This is a genomic window from Bacillus alkalisoli, assembly GCF_002797415.1.
In the GTDB taxonomy this organism is placed as follows: Bacteria; Bacillota; Bacilli; order Bacillales; family Bacillaceae_I; genus Bacillus_CD; species Bacillus_CD alkalisoli.
Genome location: NZ_KZ454944.1, coordinates 2,490,431 through 2,508,239 on the forward strand (window position 1 = coordinate 2,490,431; position 17,809 = coordinate 2,508,239).

Genomic DNA, 17,809 nt, shown 5'->3' on the forward strand with positions numbered 1-17,809 from the left:
TAGCCTAAGAATAAGACATCTACCTCTATGTAAGTTCTACAAAAAAATTGTTTTTCCTTCTACAAATTGCAAACGCTTACGAAAATAATGCAGAATTATTTGTTATTTTGTTATATAATGATAGTAATTGTTTCAGAATTATTCATTCTACAATTATCATTTGATATGATAATAAAGAATACAATTGAGATGTAATTAACACCAAGCATCCAATTTCATGGCAATGTAGAAAAAAGGGGGAATTGCAATGGGAGTTAAGAAACTAAATATTAACTACAAAACATTAGAAGAGTTTAAACAATTTAGAGAATACGGTATGCAAGAGTTATCTATGTTAGAAGATTTACAAGATAACATGATTGAAAATGATAGTGAATCCCCTTTTTACGGTATTTATTATGGGGAAAAACTAGTAGCTCGTATGAGTTTATATCGCGTTGACAAAAAGTTTGATAAATACTTCGATCCAAAACAGGACTATTTAGAGCTCTGGAAATTAGAAGTACTACAAAACTACCAAAATAAAGGTTTCGGAAAAGAGTTAGTAAATTTTGCAAAAAGCTTTGACTTACCAATTAAAACAAATCCAAAAGTTAAATCAGCAGAATTCTGGACTAAAATGGGCTTCACCCCTGTGACGTATGATGTAGAACGTGACTTAGGTGAAAATCCTTTAGTTTGGTATCCCGAAGGTGTAAGTGCCCAATAAAATAACTATATTCACGAAATAACAGCTACCGATATCGGTAGCTGTTATTTTTTATTTATTTTTGAACTCTTTCTAAATTCCCGTTTCTATCCATCTGAAACTTCACTTTACTTTTTTCTTCTTCTTGTAACACAACCATTTTTCGTGCTCTTTCCATTATTTCTATTAGTGCTTTATAATCTTCTTCTACTAAGTTCATTGATCTTTCTAGCTCGCGCTTTTTTTCTGTGAGGAAATTGATATCATTTTCTAACTTTATAATTTTTTGTTTTAAGTATTGATTCTCCATTTGTAATTTTACATAGCTGGCTTCCATTTCCTCCAGTTGACCTAAAAATGTGATAATGTTTGAAATGGACAAAGTATCCGTTTGTTCTTCTGTAAGCACAGATTGAACTTCATTTGTCTCGTAGCTCACATTAGGAGTTACACCTTTTTTTGACTCTTTTCTTTGCTTTTTTGCTAGCTCAATACCAGATTTATATTGTTTACGAACAAACGAATTCCATCTAAATCCACACGCAGCAGAAGTTCTAGATAGTTTTTTTCCTACTTCTTCAAATGCTGCAAGTTGTGTTCCACCTTCTCTAATATACCTCAACACTACTTCTGCCAGTAATAAGTCTTCATCTTGTGACCAAGCATCTTGACGAATAGTCGACATACCATTCTCCCTCCAAACACGCTTTTATCCTATACATATGCGAATTGGAAAAAAGATAGACTAATAATACTAGCAAAAGTATGTAGGACAACACTTTATTCTTTCATTAAAAATTGATCAACCGCATCATGATGTTCGTCTTTCTCCCATAGTATGGAACATTGTTCTATTTCATCTAACATTCTTTGTTTTAAATTTGAAGCTTCCCACTTTTGAATAGCGACCATCTTATAGCTTCTTAACACATTAGCAGATGGAGCAATTTGACTATGTATTTTTCCCATTAGTTCTCCATAAGAATTTTTTGTAACAACATGTTGAATAAACCCTATTTCTTTAGCTTCTGTTGCTTCGTAAAGTTTACTAGAGTACAGCATTTGCATAGCTTCCGGATAGTTTACTCTCTCAAGAAGCATGCTACTTCCTCCCCACCCAGTTGTAATACCTAACTTTCCTTGAATAAAACCTACCTTTACATTTTGTTTGGCAATACGGAAGTCACAAGCACTAGCAATTTCACAGCCCCCTCCTACAGCTGTTCCGTTAAGATACGCAAATGTAGGTACTGGTAATACCATTAAATCATATAAAATACTACCCATCTTACTTAGCATATCGTAGGCTTGCTCTTTAGTACGTAATGAATGGAATACAGACAAATCCCCTCCTGAACAAAAGGCTCTATCTCCACTACCTGTAATCACAAATCCTCTAATTTTTTTATTTCCCTTCACTTCTAATAGTGCATTTTTCAAAGAATCCATTACATCGAAGTCTATCGCATTACGTTTTTCAGGTCTATTGATTGTAAACCACATTATATTTTGATTATCTATTATTTTGATTGTTTTGTTTGATTGGTGCTGCATTTTGTAATTCCCCCTTTATTATGACTTTAAGGAAATCAGATTAGGATTACAAGATGGAAATACGGATATATAATGTTTTTTCGAGATATATCTTTAAATTATGGATAAATTTCTTTCTTTTGGATTTAAACCCAAATTTCCAGATAAAATTATATTTTTACAAATCTACGCTATAACGAAATGGCGGTATAACAGGAAACTGTTGATTTCCGCGCAAGGCTTCGCTTTCCTCGGTCGGTAAAAAGGAAGGTTATTTTCACTGTCGTGAAAAAACCTACTCCTCGGCGTAAGCGCCTGTGGGGTCTCCCGCAGGAGTCTAAGCATTGCACGGAAATCAACAGGTATTTGTATTAAATTGTAATCAATAAGCTTTAACACAAATAGGGAATATAAAAATTTATTCCAGAAAAAACCAAAAGCCTGATATCATATGATACCAGGCTTTTGGTCTATTAAATAAAGTGATCACTTTATTTACTATTTATTTACTACTTCTTTCCCTTTGTATGTTCCACATGCTGGGCACACACGGTGAGCTAATTTCATTTCACCGCAGCTTGGGCATTCTACCATACCAGGAACTTGTAGTTTAAAATGTGTACGGCGTTTTCTTTTTGCAGTTTTAGATGTTCTTCTAAAAGGTACAGCCATTTTTCCCACCTCCTTAAAGAGAGTCGCAGTTTCATTACTGCTTTTTCCTACCAGTAAAACTATTCTTCTTTGTTTTTATCAAAGAATTTAGCTAAGCCTGCTAAACGAGGATCAATTTTTTCAGATTGATCTTCTTCTGTAATAACACCCCAACCATTGCCTGATTGTGGAGCTGCTTCAGAAGAATCAGGATTTTCACTATAGACTTGCAAAGGTACTTCAAGTGCAATGCTTTCCGCAATAATCGGAATTAGGTTAACAACATCACCCTCAATGTAATGCAATTCCTCGTTTTCTCCTTCGTAACTAACAGGCTCAAATAAAAAAGTTTCAGTAGTATTAATATTAATTGGATAGTCCACATCCACTAATGTACGTGAACACGGTAATATCATGCTACCTTCAATTTTTAAATGAAAAGTAGCTTTTTTAGAACTTAAATCAGCTCGACCAGTCACATGAACAGGTCTTACAGATCGAATATTTTTTTCAATAGATCTTGCTTCTTCAGTAACATCTATTGTTTCATCAATAAGTAATCCTCTATGTTGTAACTGATTTAACTGGAATAATGTCCATTTCAACAAACAAATCACCTCAAGGCAACAAAAGTAATTATAGCTTTCATAGTTATATTTGTCAATATTTTTTCTTTACACTTGTTTACTGTATAATTATTGTCAAAATATGCTTTTCTTATTAAAGGAAAGCGAAACTTTTACAACTAGTACATTATAATGTATTTACAACATGATGAATAGATAATAATGAAAATATTTTATTAGGGGATGTGCTTATGAAAACTTTAGGTGTCATAGTAGAGTATAATCCATTTCACAATGGGCATTTGTTTCATTTGCAACAATCAAAAAAACAAACTGATGCGGATATAGTAATTGCTGTTATGAGTGGCCAATTTTTACAAAGAGGCGAGCCAGCCCTCGTTTCTAAATGGACAAGAACAAAAATGGCTCTACTTAATGGAATTGATATCGTCATAGAACTACCATATGCATTTGCTACACAAAAAGCAGAAATGTTTGCAAATGGGGCCATTTCCATTCTTTCTAGTTTAAAATGTGATTTTGTTTGCTTTGGAAGTGAACAAGGAAATATTCAAGATTTTGAGATTACATATGAACTTCTTAAGAGTGAGAAAGAAACATATGATAGACTTGTTCAAAAATTTGTTAAGGAAGGTAATAGTTTTCCTAAAGCCTCTAATTTAGCATTTTTACAATTTACGAATGAAAAAGTACCACTTGATTTAACAAAACCTAACAATATACTTGGATTTCATTATGTGAAAGCTATTAAAGAACAAAATAGCAAGGTAGTGCCCTCAACTATAGAAAGAACAGTAGCTGGCTACCATGACGAACATTTTCATTCCTCACCTATTGCAAGTGCAACTAGTATAAGAAAGCATCTATTTGAGACGAATACGATTGAAGAAATAAAAAACTATGTTCCCATCAAAACATATGAGCAACTATTAGAGTACAAGAAACACCACTCTACCTATCATCGTTGGGAAGACTATTTTTCCTTATTAAAATATAAGGTATTAAGTAGTAGTATTTCCGAACTTGCAGACATTTATGAGGTAGAAGAAGGTCTAGAAAACAGAATACAAGAAATAATTAAAAATAGTACTACATACCATGAATTTATGACTAAATTAAAAACAAAGAGGTATACATGGACAAGGCTTCAACGGATGTGTACACATATACTAACAAATACAAAAAAACAAGAAATGAAGATGGTTTCTAAAGATAATAGAAGTAACTATATTCGATTATTAGGCATGTCTAAAGCAGGACAAGATTATTTAAGCTCTATAAAGAAGGAGTTAACAGTGCCACTAGTAACGAAGATTGGACGCAATGCTGACCATATGTTAGAGCTTGATAAACGAGCGACCGTTGCATATTCCATGAGTTTAATTGAGCCTGTAAGAAGTAATTTTATAAACAAAGAATTTTCTCAACCACCAATTCGCTTCGATGAGAAAGGCCAAACTTTTTTATCTTAATTCTAACAAAAAAACCGCAAATATGCGGTTTTTTTGTTTATTTTGGTTGTTGTTCTTGTAAAAAGCTAATTGCGTCATCAAATGTATCCACCGGTACAACTTGCATTGGAGTGCCAATATCTTTCGCAACTGCTACTGCTTCTAAGTAGTTTGAATTGGTCGCACCATTTTCGTTTGGTGCGAAGAAAAAGTCGACGCCTGACTTATGTGCTGCCACAATTTTCTGTGAAATCCCACCTATACGTCCTACTGTTCCGTTTTCATTTATCGTACCAGTACCTGCAATTTTATAACCTTTCGCAACATCTTCTTCTGTTAATTGATTATAAATTTCAAGTGAAAACATTAAACCTGCGGATGGCCCACCAATCTTGGCAGAGTCAATCTCAATAGAAGGATTCGTTTTTACGTCAAAGTCTGTTACTAACTGAATACCAACCCCAGCTCTTTCCTTATCATCAGGAAATGGCTGTAATGTAACGGAAACACCTTCTTCATTACCATCACGAACTAAAGTTATGCTAATTGTATCTCCCACACTCTTTTGGGCTACTAGATCCATGAAAGCTTCTGCTGTTGCTGTTTCTACTCCATTAACTGAAATTATTTTATCTCCAAATTGCAGGACGTCCTCCGCAGGCATACCTGCTACAATTCGAAGTACATAAACTCCACGTGAGTCGACCGTTACTTCTTTCTCGGCTTTTTCATAAGCAATCTTAATTGCTGTTTCTTTAGAGTTTTCCATGTAATATAATTGACGGTTTGTATATTCTTGGTCCGTTTCTCCTTCTTGCAAAATATCTTTTATTGGATAAGTAAGATAATAATCGTTCCATTTAGAATACAAATAAGTAAAAATGTTCGCCTTACCCATTTTAACGGTCGTTAACATAAATTTACCATCATGATCATACCCGTCCTCAACTACCACAATAGGTTGTAAGTCTTGAGCAAATCCTGGTCTCGTTACATAGTAAGGTAACGTTATAAAATTTAATAGGAGTGCTAATATAATACCTAATACTAATGACCTTACTAAAAATCTATTCTTCACCCTCGTGCCGCTCCTTCCAGTCTTGCAAAACTTTTTTAATGACAGGCAATTGTTTTCTTGCCTCTTCTTCCCCAATACGGATTATTTCATCGATATTTGTGAAGGCCCTCGAGCTAAAATGAGCAACAGGGGGACGAATCATAACATCCGCTTCTAATTCACTTCTTTTTACTAGTTCATTTTGCATAATATCAATGGTTTGTAATATAACATCAAAAATAGAGTGTATTCCGTCATTACTTTTTACTTGTGATACATCAACCGCTATGACTATGTCAGCTCCCATTTCTTTTGCAACTGATGCAGGCACTCTATCTAAGACTCCACCATCTACCAATAGACGGCCATCTACTCGCACCGGAACAAAGATACCCGGAATGGAAATACTAGCTCTAACTGCTTCAGCAACTGACCCCTTCGTAAATACTACTTTTTCGGCCTTTTCAATATCAGTTGCAACGATGGCGAATGGAATCTTTAAGTCTTCAATATTCTTCCCGTGGGTGAACATGGAAATTAGTTGTTTCACTCTATCTCCACTTACAAAACCCATTTTCGGGACGGTAAAATCTAAATAATATTTACGTTGGAAGGCAGTAGCTATCTTATACATTCGATCCATGTCATGACCTGTTGCATAAAAACTACCTATCAACGCTCCCATACTACTTCCAGCAATATAGTCTACCTGTATATTTTCTTCTTCTAATACTTTCAAAACACCTAAATGGGCAAATCCTCTAGCTCCACCAGAACCTAGTGCAATTGCAATTTTTGGTTTACTCAACCTTATTACCCCCAAAGGAAGTTCGAATTATTTGTTCTAAATAAGATAGCTATGCTCGTATATTGAAATGTAGATGGACAACTATTTTTACAATTACCATTTTTAACAGTTAATAATTACTATTCTAACAAAAACCCGTTCATTCTTGAACAAATAAACTCAAATAAAGGAAATATCAATTTTTGAACTTTAGAAAAATGCTGAGATAAAGGCTGATTTTGCGTTTTTTTACATTCTAGCTGTTGATTGTAGCACAAGTTGGATACTCCTGCGGGGGAGAAGCGGGGAGCGGAGACTCGTGTTACAATCAACAGCGTTCTAAAACTTAGTCAAGTGAAAAAACACAAAAATTATTTTCAGTTTGTTGATTGGGAGGAAGAACCATTGGATTTATCAAAACTTAGGACCATAATCTTTGCATTCATCATTACTTTTTTAACCGTATCATTAATTCTCTTTCCCAAAGTAGCATTAGAAGCATCGATTCGTGGATTAAAGATGTGGTGGGAAGTAGTTTTTCCTTCTTTACTTCCTTTTTTCATTATTAGTGAATTGCTAATAGCTTTTGGTGTCGTAGCTTTTATAGGAGTATTATTCGAACCTTTAATGAGACCGATATTCCGTGTTCCAGGAGTAGGTGGTTTTGTTCTAGCAATGGGGATGGCATCTGGCTATCCGTCAGGAGCTAAACTAACCGCTCGATTAAGACAAGAAAAACAAATAACAAAGATAGAAGCAGAACGACTAGTTTCTTTTACAAATTCATCTAATCCTCTATTTATATTTGGGGCTATTTCCATTGGTTTTTTCCATAATCCCAAAATAGGAATCATTTTAGCAATGGCACACTATTTAGGTAACATACTTGTTGGAGTAGCAATGAGGTTTCATGGTGGGAAAGAAAAAGAAAGTCTTCAACAAGAAGGAAAATCGTCAAAACAAGTTAAATCTTCTTTAAAAGAAGCGTTTAGACAACTACACCGAACGAGAATAAAAAATAATAAGCCATTCGGTAAATTATTAGGGGATGCTGTTTCTTCTTCTGTACAAACATTACTCATGATTGGCGGATTTATTATTTTATTTTCGGTATTAAATAATATTCTTACGTTAGTGAATGTTACAGCTCTTATCGCAGGTTTAGTTAGTGTCTTATTGAGTATTTTTCATCTATCTAAGGACTTTAGCTTACCGCTTATTTCTGGGATCTTTGAAATAACATTAGGAGCAAAATTAACAAGTGAAGTAACAGGAGTAGGATTAAAGGAGCAGGTTATCGTTACAAGCTTTTTCTTAGCTTTCTGTGGGTTTAGCGTACAGGCGCAAGTGGCTAGCATACTTGCTGAAACGGATATAAGATTCACCCCATTTTTCTTGGCCCGTATTTTACACGCTTTTTTTGCTGCAACGTTAGCTTATATACTTTGGGAGCCTTTAAACAAAAAGCTTAGCGGCTTTCACGATTCGAGTGTTGACGTTCCGGTATTCTCCCCTTTTATAGAAAAGGGATTTATAGAAAAGACTATGGATACGTTAGCTACTATTGGACCGCCACTTACTCTTCTGTTTTTAACGATTTATATTCTCATTACATTTACAGACCAAAAAAGAAGAAGGACTCGTATGTGACAAAGCCCTTCTTCTTTTTCATCTAAGATTTATATTTATTAATTAGCGCCTGCTCCACAAATGGTGGAACCAACTCTGAAACGTCCCCATTATACTTCGCAACTTCTTTTACGATGCTAGAACTTAAAAAAGAATATTGATTGTTTGTCATCATAAACAACGTTTCGATGTTGTCATCTAACACCCTATTTACAGAAGTTATTTGCATCTCATATTCAAAATCAGAAACTGCTCTTAATCCTCTAACAATAGATGTTGCTTTTTTACTTCTAGCATAATCGATCAATAAGCCAGAAAATGAATCAATCTTAATATTTGGCAATTCTTTCGTTACTTCTCTTAATAAGTCTACTCTTTCTTCTGTTGAAAATAACGAGTTTTTAGAAGAATTATTTAAAACACAAACATACACCGTATCAAAAACTTTTGCAGACCTTTTAATAATATCTAAATGTCCTAATGTAACTGGATCAAAGCTTCCTGGACAAACTGCAATGCTAGTCATTTCCCCTACCCCCTTATTCCTATTGTTGTTTATACACTGAGATTACTGTTGTTCCGTATGTTTCTTTTTTACTAATATGTAATGAACCGATGATGTCTGGCAATTTTACTTCATTACTATGCTCAGCCATTATAATACCATCTTGTTTTAGAAGCTTATATTCCTCAATGGTTTCAAGTAGTAATTCTAATTGATGACGCTTATAGGGAGGATCTAATAATATTAAATCAAAACGTATATCTTCTCTTTTATTAATGGCATTTAGAGCTCTTATCGCATCATTTCTATAAATCTCTACCGAATCGTTTAACTTTAGCTCTTCTACATTTTTCTTTATTGTTTGAATAGCTTTGCCGTCTTTATCTACAAAAACTACTTTGTCTATACCTCTACTTAGTGCCTCAATTCCTAAGCCTCCACTGCCACCAAAAAGATCCAGTGCTATTCCACCTTCAAAATATGGTCCAATCATATTAAAGATGGATTCCTTCACTTTATCTGTTGTTGGACGAGTGTTCATCCCCGGAACCGCTTTCAACTGTCTACCTTTATATACTCCTGAAATTACTCTCATTATCATCACCGCATATTTTTCTATTAGTTTGTTAAATTAAGTCACCAATATCCTACCATATTCGACAACTTTTCAAAAGAATTTCATATTAATAAATAAAAAAAGCCTCTTGGGTATATACTTCCATCTTTTGGTTCATACTTAGGGTAACAACATCCTTTGTGTGATGTTGTTGCCAACCGCGGAGAAGACTTACGTTTCCCCATAAGTTCTTCCTCCGGTTTCTCCTCTCCCTTTGCCTTCTAAACTTAATGTGAATTAAGTGATAGAAGGACCCTGCTACTATTTTTAGTGCAGGGTTTTTTTTTCTTTATTACGTGAGTCCGTTCAAAATGTATGACTACTATACGAAAAACGAATGATAGCATCGTATTCTGTGTTTATACACCTTAATAAACGAACATATATTTATATGTGCTACACTAAAATAATCGTTTTTCATTAAACGAACCGAAATTTGAAATTGATTCACGTACATAGAAAATGATAAAGTAAGGAAGGTAAATTTTTTTAGAGGTGATATTTATGATCCAACGTTTTATTGAATTAGGTGAAGGTTATTCTGACATATACGAACTGTTTGAATTAGCTCGTCATAATAAAAATCGTGTTGAACATTTATTTATGTTACATACAAAAAAAGACGGAAAGGAAGTTACTTCTTTTTCCGTCATTATGAAACCTACAAAACCAGGTGACTTTCAAGCAATGTACATTTGTTTAGAAGGTATACCTAACCCTAATCATCTACCGAATAAACGTCATGAACTTTTCGCAAGCTTAGGAGAAGAATTAGGGAAACACATTATTGAATTTGACGTAAAACCATCTAATTTCTTCGCAGAGAAAGCACTATTTTTCCAATACTTAATTGGAATATTAAGAATGAACAGATTCATTCCACCATTACAATAAAAACAAAAAAGCAAAGTAATCGATTCTAACATCGACTGCTTTGCTTTTTACAATCCCATTTTATAATCATACTCTTTCGCTTTATCTGGACGTGAGTTTTCGAATTCTGTTTTAAGAAAAGGGCGATATGATACATCCACGCGTTTTACAAATGATAGTTTTTGTAGTTTTTCTACTATTCCCTCTGCTTCATCCATATTACAATATAAATGAACGTACTTTAATTTTTTTGATATATATAAAACATTACCATATCTTCTAAGTTGTTTCGCTTGTTTTAATGTATACAACCAAACGAAGACACCTTGTCTTCCAGTCAACATAAGTTTATCCCCTTTGAATAGAAAAAGTTACTAGTTGAGTCCGCTTCATCATGCATGACAACTAAACGAAAAACGAATGATTATACCCTATTTAATAATAGTGACATTTTTAATGTAACACTTAATACGGTATCATAAAGAAAAATCGTTTTTCGATAGACGAACCGAAATTTTAAAATTAATTCAATTATTTTAATTTTAGCATGTTCCATAAAATCTGCAAGTAAATCTAATAGAATTAAGCGATAAAGGAGAACTCTTATGGCATTACATGAAGTGTGGGCTATATTTTTAAGAGAGTTAAAACATGAACATGAAAACTCCATTGTTCATTGTTATCGAAAAGATATTACTGGAATACCTTTTCTTTATGTTGAAACAAACCCGAATGTAAATTGTATGGATATTTTATCGATCATTGAAAAGTGTGCAAAAATAGCGATGTACAAAAAAAGAATTACTAGTAGAACAAAATTCGTTAGAAAACAAGATGGTACTTGTGTTTTTAGACATAGATTTTATGTACCACAAGAAAAAATGTTTTGTTGCGGAAACTTTTGTGAAGATTGTATTTTAAAAAGAAATAAACATTGAATGATACTAAAAAAGACTGACAAAATGTCAGTCCTTACTTTTAACCGCAACCACAACTTCCTCCTGATCCACATCCTCCACCACAACTTGACATCGAGTCAAAGAATGGATTTCCAGTTGGAACTTTAATATGCTCTGAAACAGCTCTTCCAAGTAGTACGCTAATTTCATCCAATAATTTCTGGATAGCGTTTTCCGCTTCTTTAAAAGTTGCTACTGTTTCATTTAAATCTAATGTTCTCTTTATATCACGAGTTTCTTTTGTAATTAGACGGTAGTCTGGGTGGTACTTGCCAAATCGTTGTACCTCTTCGTGTTTTTCTTTTATAGCAACAAATTTAGAGACTATTTCCATAGCTTCTTTATTTGTTCGTAAATTATATAAACAGCGTAAATAGTCTTCATAAATATCAGATTGAAGCACCATTTTTGCCAATTGTTCTGCACCTTCTACTAATTGTAGTCTTTCAAGAGTGGCTATCATAGTAAAACACACCTCCAAAACGTATCATATCATGTATAAGAGAAAAGTAAAAGGCAGTAGCAATACCGCCCCTGGAATTATATAAACTGTTTAAGGTAAAGTTACTGTGAAATTATTTGAGATACCGTACTCTGTTCCATCTAACCTTTTTAACTTTAAAGTAATAGTATGTTTTCCTTTGCTCAAGTTTTTAATAATAAAGGCTCCTTGAGTAAACTCATCCATTTTTTTACCATCAACTTGTAATTCTATATAACCTTTTCCTTCTTGGTTTGTTCCGGTTTTAGATGAAAATTCAAAATTTGGTTCTACTATACACTCCACATATATTTTTTCGTTTTTTATAAAGTGATGCACTGACATTCCTAATTCTGCTTTTTCCTTTTTAGTTGTTTTCATGTTAATATCTGTAAATGTACTAGGTAACATTGCAGAAACTTCCGCTTCTGGTGGTTCTGGATTATCTCTACACCCTGTTAGCATTATTAATTGAATACTCAATAAAGCTAATAAACACTTTTTATTCATCTATGTAAACTCCCTTCCTACTACTTCTACCCTTATTGTTGGAAGAGAGTTACTTTTCTATTCAATTATTATCAATGAAATACGGGTAAATTCATCAATCCATATTCTTCATTGTGTGAAACATATGCACCATCATTGATGCCATTTGAACAGAATCTTGGAATTTTTGTACTTTATGTGGAATTGTTTGTTTGTAATGATACATTGATGCTAGTTCAAGATCTTGAAGAATTTCTGGATTCCTACTTAACTTACGATACCAAATTGGTTGTTCTCTTATAAAATTTTGTAACGTTTTCTTTTTTTGAATATAATCAAATACTTCTTTACGCATCATCACTCATCCATTCTTAATCCTTTCTAAATGAAAACGGATTTCTAGGTCCTTGTGAAGTAGAGTTGCCTTTACTGTTTGTTGGAATAAACTGTTGAATTAGCTGTTGGATATTACCAATTGCATGATTAGCATTTGTTAAATAATATTGTATTTGATTTGTATCCATTTTTTTTAGAGCACTTAATACTTGTGGGATGATATCCGTTTTATCTTCAGAGCTTTTATTACTATCGCTACTAATTGTTGGCTCTGTTTTATCGCGGAAACTTACCCACATTTCATCTTCTTCCCCTAATAAATACCATTCTTCAAATAATTCCTGCCATGTTTTTTGCTCGCTTTTTACTTGATCTCTTAGTTTTGGATGTCTTTTTACAAAATCTTTGAATTTCTCAATACTTGGATGTTTTTGTTTTGAAGTAGCCATCCTCTCACCTCTTTCACTACATTTGCCTATTTTATTTTATTACGAATAAAGAAAATAGTGCGCCTATTTTCTTTTCACAATGAATGATGATTGATAAGATAAGGAAGAGAATATGGAAAGAAGGGAAAATTAAGAATGGATTACCAAACTAAATGGGAACAGTTTTTACATACAGCATCAGAGACGGAACGAGAAGAAGCTTCATTAATTTTAGAAGCGCTAGAGGCGAGAAGAAATAAAAAGCACAGTACCTTTGTTTCAGCTTTATTAAACTTTACAACTATAAACTTTTGTTCAGAAAAGAAAACATTAGAAATGACAATGACCAACAGTACTTTGTTAGATAATTCCTTGTCCATTTTACATGGAGGATTTAGTGCAACATTTCTTGATACCGCTATGGGCACACTAGCATCAAAAATTTGTCCAGAAGGGAAAACAACTGTTACGTCGGAAATAAAAGTTAACTTCTTGAGACCTGGAGTTGCAAAAGATTTTACTTGTACCGCCAATGTTATTCATCAAGGATCCAAGCTAATTGTTGTAGAAGGTAAAATGACAAACGAAGCAAACAAAATCGTTGCGCATGCTACAGGTAGTTTTTTTGTTATTGATAAAAAGTAATTTTGCTTTTAGTACTAATAAGTTATTGAAAAGGTGATTTTATGGTTACTGCTGTAGTCATTCCAATTTTAATTATCTACTTTTGGTGGATATCCGTAAAAGAAATAAAAAAGCAAAAGAAGAGATGGTTATCTGTTTCTGAGGTGAAAGAGGAATCAATCTTAGATGGGGTTATAAAAGGAATTTCCAATAAAAGAGAAAGATTTTATTACCATTACTTTATCAAGATTACAGAAATAAAACTTTCACACCAAAATAAAATCGTATCCACCCAAATAAAAATGCCAGATACACCAGATTGGCAACAACCTACTTTAAAAGTAGGCGACCAGTTAAGGTTGATAGGATTGTGGCATGAAAATGTTTTTATTGTCTCTAGATGGGAACATATAAAAAAGTAATAGGAAAGCAAAAAATGCTTTCCTATCGCCACGATTGAATAAAGTTTTGAGTGTAGTACTTTTCATAAACACCTACCCCTAAATGTGTAAAACGTTCATTTAGCAATGTATTTCTATGCCCTTCACTATTTAACCAGCCTTCAACCGCCGCTAATCCATCGACATACTTTGCTGCAATATTCTCTCCAGCTAACCTATACAGGATTTGGCTTTCTGTAAGTCGTTCTGATAACCCACCAGTAGTTGGCGAAGTATGTGAAAAATACTCGTTAACACTCATATCCTTACTGTGATTATATGCAACTTTCGCTGTTTCTTCGTCCCATTGAACTGTAGTAAGATTAAATCGTTCCCTTATAATATTTGTAAAATCTAATATTTGTTCATTAGCCCCTTTCTCAACGAGCTCCCATTCTTTTGGCGATAATGATTTAGCATCAATAAGTGAACCACGATAAACAAGCTCATAAGGTCTCTGTTTTAATAAAGTCTCCGCATTTAAATATCTAACACTTGATAATGTACCTTCAAAAGAATCAAAGTATAATTGAACATAAATGTTTTCAAGTTCAATTATTGGTCTTACTTGTAATTCCTCTTCACTTAGTTGAAATCTATACGAACCACTCTCATAACTTAGTTGCAATTGTTCCTCAAAGTTGAGTGTTACGTTTAAGGCTTCATATTGTTCTCCAATAATAAATGGCTGATTATTAATTTGATCGCCTACTACAAAAATAGTGACAATTTCTTCATTTTGTATTCCAAACTGTACGTATTTATGTAAATCTTCATTATAAATATACCAATCATAGTCGTACGCTGATAAATCAATCCTGTTTGGTTCCCCAAAATGTTCCTTTAACTCGTATACACTTTTACCAATCCATAGTCCTATTCCATTTAACTCTATAGTATCTTTTACTTCGGATTCATTAGTATCTATTTCTTTTTTTACAACTACAAGTTCCTCCACTATCTCAGTATCTGTTAGGACATTTTCATCTGTTATATTCGGTTGATATTGAATAAAAATGATAGTGACAAATGATAGTGTTAATAAAAATAATACCCCTCTCAAATTTGCTCCCTCCTTTATAAATACTATATTTAATAGATTTGTTTTTATTCTATTTTTTTAAAGAATTAATAGATTCAAGAATAACTCACTATAATTTTTACCCACTTCCTTCCTATACAAACCCCAAAATCTACATTCAATTATAATTTCAAAGATAATACAAAAGGACTACCCACGAAAGGCAGTCCTTTTACATTTTACTTATTAATGATTTTCGGATATTTCACTTAAAGCATCTCCAGCACTATCGTCTGAATATTGATTTGTAGCTAAGTCACCTAATGAAACAATTCCTACTAATTGGCCATTTTCCACAACCGGTAATCTTCTAATTTGGTGCTCTGCCATTAATTTACTAGCTTCATCTAAAGAAGCATCAGGAGAAATAGTAACTAAGTTTTCACTCATAACGTTAGTTACTGGATTAGAGCCTGGATGTTTTTCTGCTATACCTCTTACAACTAAGTCACGGTCTGTAATCATTCCAATTATTTGGTTGTTTTCTACAATTGGAATTGCCCCAACATTTAAATCTTTCATTTTTGTAGCTACTTCAAATACATTATCTAGTGGAGTACAAACATCCACATTGGTTGACATTACTTCTTTTACAGATCGCATGATTTCACCTTCTTATTTTGAAATAAACATTTGGGTCCAATATGTTCGATAGGAACCGCCTTCTACATACCCGACACCAATATGAGTGACGTCATTCTTCAATATGTTTGCTCTATGGCCTGGAGAGTTCATCCATTGTTGAACTACCTCCTGTGCACTTCTTTGCCCAGCAGCGATATTCTCGGCTGCTGTACGGTAATTAATACCGAAGTTTCTCATCATCGTAAAAGGTGAACCATAATTCGGTGAATTGTGTGCAAAATAGTTACTATCTCTCATATCTTGAGATTTATACCTTGCTACACGAGAAAGCTCCCAGTCTTCTTTCAACGCAGGTAAGCCATGTTTTGCTCTTTCGGCATTTGTAAGTCTAATAACTTCTCGTTCAACCGCTTTTACTTCATCAATTAATGGTATTGTTACTCTTTGTCCAGGATAAATAAGATTAGGATTAGAAAACTGAGGGTTAGCACTTATTATTTCAGATATACCAACCTGATATTTGACTGCAATTTTCCACAGAGAATCTCCTGTTCTTACTGTATATGTATCTGTACTTTGCGCACTTGATGTATTTGGCAGAGCACAACAAACTCCCAGAGCAATAAGAATAATGGAAAGAATCCTTTTCAACCTACCCCTCCTTTCCTTTATATAAGTTCTCAACACCAAACTCGAAGCAAGGCAAATGCCCTCTGCTTTTCTTGCTGTCTAGCTACGGGCATTAACGGCTATCAAACTTCCCCCTCCGTCCGTACGATAAGTCAACATCGAATCGTTCCTTACGTAACTCTTCGTGTTTCCTATATCTCCTACCAGAGGGGTCCAGTTTATACGCCGCTAAGCAAATGCCCTCTGCTTTTCTTGTTTAGTTTCACCATAATTGATAAAATCATGACAATTTTTTAAAAAAGAATAGAGAATTGAAGATTAGTTTAAGACAAACATTGAAAGTTGTCTCCATTCGTACTATTATTAATTAGGAACATAATTATACTGTATAAGTTTTGAAAGGAGTCTACATACATGAGATTAGAAAATACAGGAATTGAAAACGAATCTTTAGAATTAGATCGTCTTACTGTCATTATGGAGGAATTAGGATTTGTTCTTGCGGGACAGTGGGATTACGAACGCGTAACATTTGATAGAAAATTCGAAAGTAAAGACGGCACTTTCTATTTACGTGTTCAAGGTTATGCTCAAGAAGGCGATATTGGTGGAAAACACGCGGTTATACAATTACTACCTCCATTATTAGGTAAACACTACTACCCACACGGTGTAGAATATGGTGATGGTGAAACATTCCCTAACAATATTGTTTCAACTTCTAAATCTTTATTAGCGCAAGCTAAAGAACAGATGGAGAAAATTAAGTAAACTTTTAAACGCATGTTTATCATGCGTTTTTTTCTTTTTTATACATTACTTTTCTTACATAAACGTTTATACTTTCCACTTTAAATCCGGTAAGTGATTCAACATCTTCTTTTAAATACCTTTGCAAGCAAAAACATTTTTCAACAATTTTCTCACCAAACATAACTTCAACAAATATCGAAATACTAATTACATTTTGATGTTTTTCATATTTTGGATTTTCATTACATTTCTTTATTAAAATATCTAACAGTTTTTGAAGTCCACTTTTTTTCATTTCTTCAATTCCGTCAATATCTGATATGCAAACAGAAGTAATTGTATCCAAAATAATGGTATTGACTTGACCAATTTGTTTGTTTCTCATGTTAAAAACTCCTTTTCAAGAAGATTTCTTTCGAAGAAGTAATGAATTAGTTCGTTTCATAAAATATGTTTTCTAATTGATAAACTAACGGTGTATGGATATATCTATAAAAACAGTAAATGGAGAAAATAGTAACTTCAATATCGTGGTTAGTATATTCACTTCCAGCAAAATGGTGAAAAGAAAAAATACTTTTTTACTATTTTCCTTCTACAATACTGTTCATTAGTGAAAAAGCATA

25 protein-coding genes are annotated in these 17,809 nt (G+C 33.4%); 8 read left to right on the forward strand and 17 right to left on the reverse strand.

Translation table 11 applies throughout. From position 1 onward, the window contains the following. Positions 1-247 precede the first annotated feature (247 nt). Positions 248-709, forward strand: coding sequence for an N-acetyltransferase (locus CDZ89_RS12325; protein ID WP_176483736.1), 462 nt, complete (start codon positions 248-250; stop codon positions 707-709). A gap of 55 nt (positions 710-764) precedes the next feature. Here CDZ89_RS12325 and CDZ89_RS12330 read toward each other — a convergent pair whose 3' ends face one another. The 4 genes from CDZ89_RS12330 to CDZ89_RS12345 all read right to left on the reverse strand — a co-directional run bounded on the left by CDZ89_RS12330 (position 765) and on the right by CDZ89_RS12345 (position 3,477). Continuing rightward, on the reverse strand, positions 765-1,373 hold the full coding sequence (locus CDZ89_RS12330; protein ID WP_100333748.1) for an RsfA family transcriptional regulator: 609 nt from the start codon (positions 1,371-1,373) through the stop codon (positions 765-767). 95 nt (positions 1,374-1,468) lie between these two features. Then, entirely contained in the window at positions 1,469-2,242 is a 774-nt protein-coding gene (locus tag CDZ89_RS12335; RefSeq protein WP_096154743.1) for an enoyl-CoA hydratase/isomerase family protein, read from the reverse strand. A gap of 477 nt (positions 2,243-2,719) precedes the next feature. Further along, entirely contained in the window at positions 2,720-2,893 is a 174-nt protein-coding gene (gene rpmF / locus CDZ89_RS12340; protein ID WP_096154744.1) for a 50S ribosomal protein L32, read from the reverse strand. A 59-nt stretch (positions 2,894-2,952) separates the two neighbouring features. Beyond that, positions 2,953-3,477 carry a YceD family protein gene (locus CDZ89_RS12345; RefSeq protein WP_096154745.1) on the reverse strand — a complete coding sequence of 175 codons (525 nt, stop codon included), beginning with the start codon at positions 3,475-3,477 and terminating at the stop codon, positions 2,953-2,955. A gap of 212 nt (positions 3,478-3,689) precedes the next feature. Here CDZ89_RS12345 and CDZ89_RS12350 point away from each other — a divergent pair, with 212 nt between their 5' ends. Further along, a complete protein-coding gene (locus CDZ89_RS12350) occupies positions 3,690-4,931 on the forward strand; it encodes a nucleotidyltransferase (RefSeq protein WP_100333749.1) in 1,242 nt (413 codons plus the stop codon). 37 nt (positions 4,932-4,968) lie between these two features. On the opposite strand, the gene CDZ89_RS12355 is transcribed toward CDZ89_RS12350, so the two are convergent. Then, entirely contained in the window at positions 4,969-5,988 is a 1,020-nt protein-coding gene (locus tag CDZ89_RS12355) for a SepM family pheromone-processing serine protease (RefSeq protein WP_100333750.1), read from the reverse strand. Next, the gene (locus CDZ89_RS12360; protein ID WP_096154748.1) at positions 5,978-6,775 is read right to left on the reverse strand and encodes a patatin-like phospholipase family protein; all 798 of its coding nucleotides are present in this window, start codon (positions 6,773-6,775) and stop codon (positions 5,978-5,980) included. The genes CDZ89_RS12355 and CDZ89_RS12360 overlap by 11 nt, the downstream gene beginning before the upstream one ends. Positions 6,776-7,159: 384 nt before the next feature. On the opposite strand from CDZ89_RS12360, the gene ylbJ reads away from it, so the two are divergent. Further along, positions 7,160-8,404, forward strand: coding sequence for a sporulation integral membrane protein YlbJ (ylbJ, locus tag CDZ89_RS12365; RefSeq protein WP_096154749.1), 1,245 nt, complete (start codon positions 7,160-7,162; stop codon positions 8,402-8,404). A gap of 22 nt (positions 8,405-8,426) precedes the next feature. On the opposite strand, the gene coaD is transcribed toward ylbJ, so the two are convergent. Both coaD and rsmD read right to left on the reverse strand, forming a co-directional pair. Then, a complete protein-coding gene (gene coaD / locus CDZ89_RS12370) occupies positions 8,427-8,909 on the reverse strand; it encodes a pantetheine-phosphate adenylyltransferase (RefSeq protein WP_096154750.1) in 483 nt (160 codons plus the stop codon). A gap of 19 nt (positions 8,910-8,928) precedes the next feature. Then, on the reverse strand, positions 8,929-9,483 hold the full coding sequence (gene rsmD / locus CDZ89_RS12375) for a 16S rRNA (guanine(966)-N(2))-methyltransferase RsmD (protein ID WP_096154751.1): 555 nt from the start codon (positions 9,481-9,483) through the stop codon (positions 8,929-8,931). A gap of 525 nt (positions 9,484-10,008) precedes the next feature. Here rsmD and CDZ89_RS12380 point away from each other — a divergent pair. Beyond that, positions 10,009-10,398 (forward strand): DUF7147 family protein, encoded by a 390-nt coding sequence (locus tag CDZ89_RS12380; RefSeq protein ID WP_096154752.1) that lies wholly within the window; start codon positions 10,009-10,011, stop codon positions 10,396-10,398. Between the two features lie 47 nt (positions 10,399-10,445). Here the strand turns inward: CDZ89_RS12380 and CDZ89_RS12385 are convergent, their stop codons facing one another. Then, positions 10,446-10,721 carry a YlbG family protein gene (locus tag CDZ89_RS12385; protein WP_096154753.1) on the reverse strand — a complete coding sequence of 92 codons (276 nt, stop codon included), beginning with the start codon at positions 10,719-10,721 and terminating at the stop codon, positions 10,446-10,448. Between the two features lie 261 nt (positions 10,722-10,982). Between CDZ89_RS12385 and CDZ89_RS12390 the strand changes: the two genes are divergently transcribed. Further along, entirely contained in the window at positions 10,983-11,315 is a 333-nt protein-coding gene (locus CDZ89_RS12390; RefSeq protein WP_096154754.1) for a hypothetical protein, read from the forward strand. Positions 11,316-11,355: 40 nt separating this feature from the next. Here CDZ89_RS12390 and CDZ89_RS12395 read toward each other — a convergent pair whose 3' ends face one another. The 4 genes from CDZ89_RS12395 to CDZ89_RS12410 all read right to left on the reverse strand — a co-directional run bounded on the left by CDZ89_RS12395 (position 11,356) and on the right by CDZ89_RS12410 (position 13,091). Beyond that, positions 11,356-11,799 (reverse strand): YlbF/YmcA family competence regulator, encoded by a 444-nt coding sequence (locus tag CDZ89_RS12395; RefSeq protein WP_096154755.1) that lies wholly within the window; start codon positions 11,797-11,799, stop codon positions 11,356-11,358. A gap of 90 nt (positions 11,800-11,889) precedes the next feature. Further along, positions 11,890-12,327: a hypothetical protein gene (locus tag CDZ89_RS12400; RefSeq protein ID WP_096154756.1), complete on the reverse strand. Its 438-nt coding sequence runs from the start codon at positions 12,325-12,327 to the stop codon at positions 11,890-11,892. Positions 12,328-12,421: 94 nt separating this feature from the next. Further along, complete coding sequence (locus CDZ89_RS12405; protein WP_100333751.1) at positions 12,422-12,661, reverse strand: YlbE-like family protein; 240 nt, start codon at positions 12,659-12,661, stop codon at positions 12,422-12,424. Between the two features lie 16 nt (positions 12,662-12,677). After that, positions 12,678-13,091 carry a YlbD family protein gene (locus CDZ89_RS12410; RefSeq protein ID WP_096154758.1) on the reverse strand — a complete coding sequence of 138 codons (414 nt, stop codon included), beginning with the start codon at positions 13,089-13,091 and terminating at the stop codon, positions 12,678-12,680. Between the two features lie 135 nt (positions 13,092-13,226). Here CDZ89_RS12410 and CDZ89_RS12415 point away from each other — a divergent pair, with 135 nt between their 5' ends. Both CDZ89_RS12415 and CDZ89_RS12420 read left to right on the forward strand, forming a co-directional pair. Next, positions 13,227-13,715, forward strand: a complete 489-nt coding sequence (locus tag CDZ89_RS12415; protein ID WP_096154759.1) for a PaaI family thioesterase — start codon at positions 13,227-13,229, stop codon at positions 13,713-13,715. A 41-nt stretch (positions 13,716-13,756) separates the two neighbouring features. Then, complete coding sequence (locus CDZ89_RS12420) at positions 13,757-14,116, forward strand: hypothetical protein (RefSeq protein ID WP_096154760.1); 360 nt, start codon at positions 13,757-13,759, stop codon at positions 14,114-14,116. A 22-nt stretch (positions 14,117-14,138) separates the two neighbouring features. Here the strand turns inward: CDZ89_RS12420 and CDZ89_RS12425 are convergent, their stop codons facing one another. The 3 genes from CDZ89_RS12425 to safA all read right to left on the reverse strand — a co-directional run bounded on the left by CDZ89_RS12425 (position 14,139) and on the right by safA (position 16,451). Then, the gene (locus tag CDZ89_RS12425; RefSeq protein WP_100333752.1) at positions 14,139-15,197 is read right to left on the reverse strand and encodes a CAP domain-containing protein; all 1,059 of its coding nucleotides are present in this window, start codon (positions 15,195-15,197) and stop codon (positions 14,139-14,141) included. Positions 15,198-15,401: 204 nt separating this feature from the next. Continuing rightward, positions 15,402-15,818, reverse strand: a complete 417-nt coding sequence (locus CDZ89_RS12430) for a CBS domain-containing protein (RefSeq protein ID WP_100333753.1) — start codon at positions 15,816-15,818, stop codon at positions 15,402-15,404. Positions 15,819-15,830: 12 nt separating this feature from the next. Next, positions 15,831-16,451 (reverse strand): SafA/ExsA family spore coat assembly protein, encoded by a 621-nt coding sequence (safA, locus tag CDZ89_RS12435; protein WP_100333754.1) that lies wholly within the window; start codon positions 16,449-16,451, stop codon positions 15,831-15,833. 393 nt (positions 16,452-16,844) lie between these two features. On the opposite strand from safA, the gene CDZ89_RS12440 reads away from it, so the two are divergent. Then, complete coding sequence (locus CDZ89_RS12440) at positions 16,845-17,201, forward strand: YugN family protein (RefSeq protein ID WP_100333755.1); 357 nt, start codon at positions 16,845-16,847, stop codon at positions 17,199-17,201. Positions 17,202-17,220: 19 nt separating this feature from the next. On the opposite strand, the gene CDZ89_RS12445 is transcribed toward CDZ89_RS12440, so the two are convergent. After that, complete coding sequence (locus CDZ89_RS12445; protein WP_100333756.1) at positions 17,221-17,568, reverse strand: Asp23/Gls24 family envelope stress response protein; 348 nt, start codon at positions 17,566-17,568, stop codon at positions 17,221-17,223. Positions 17,569-17,809 lie beyond the last annotated feature (241 nt).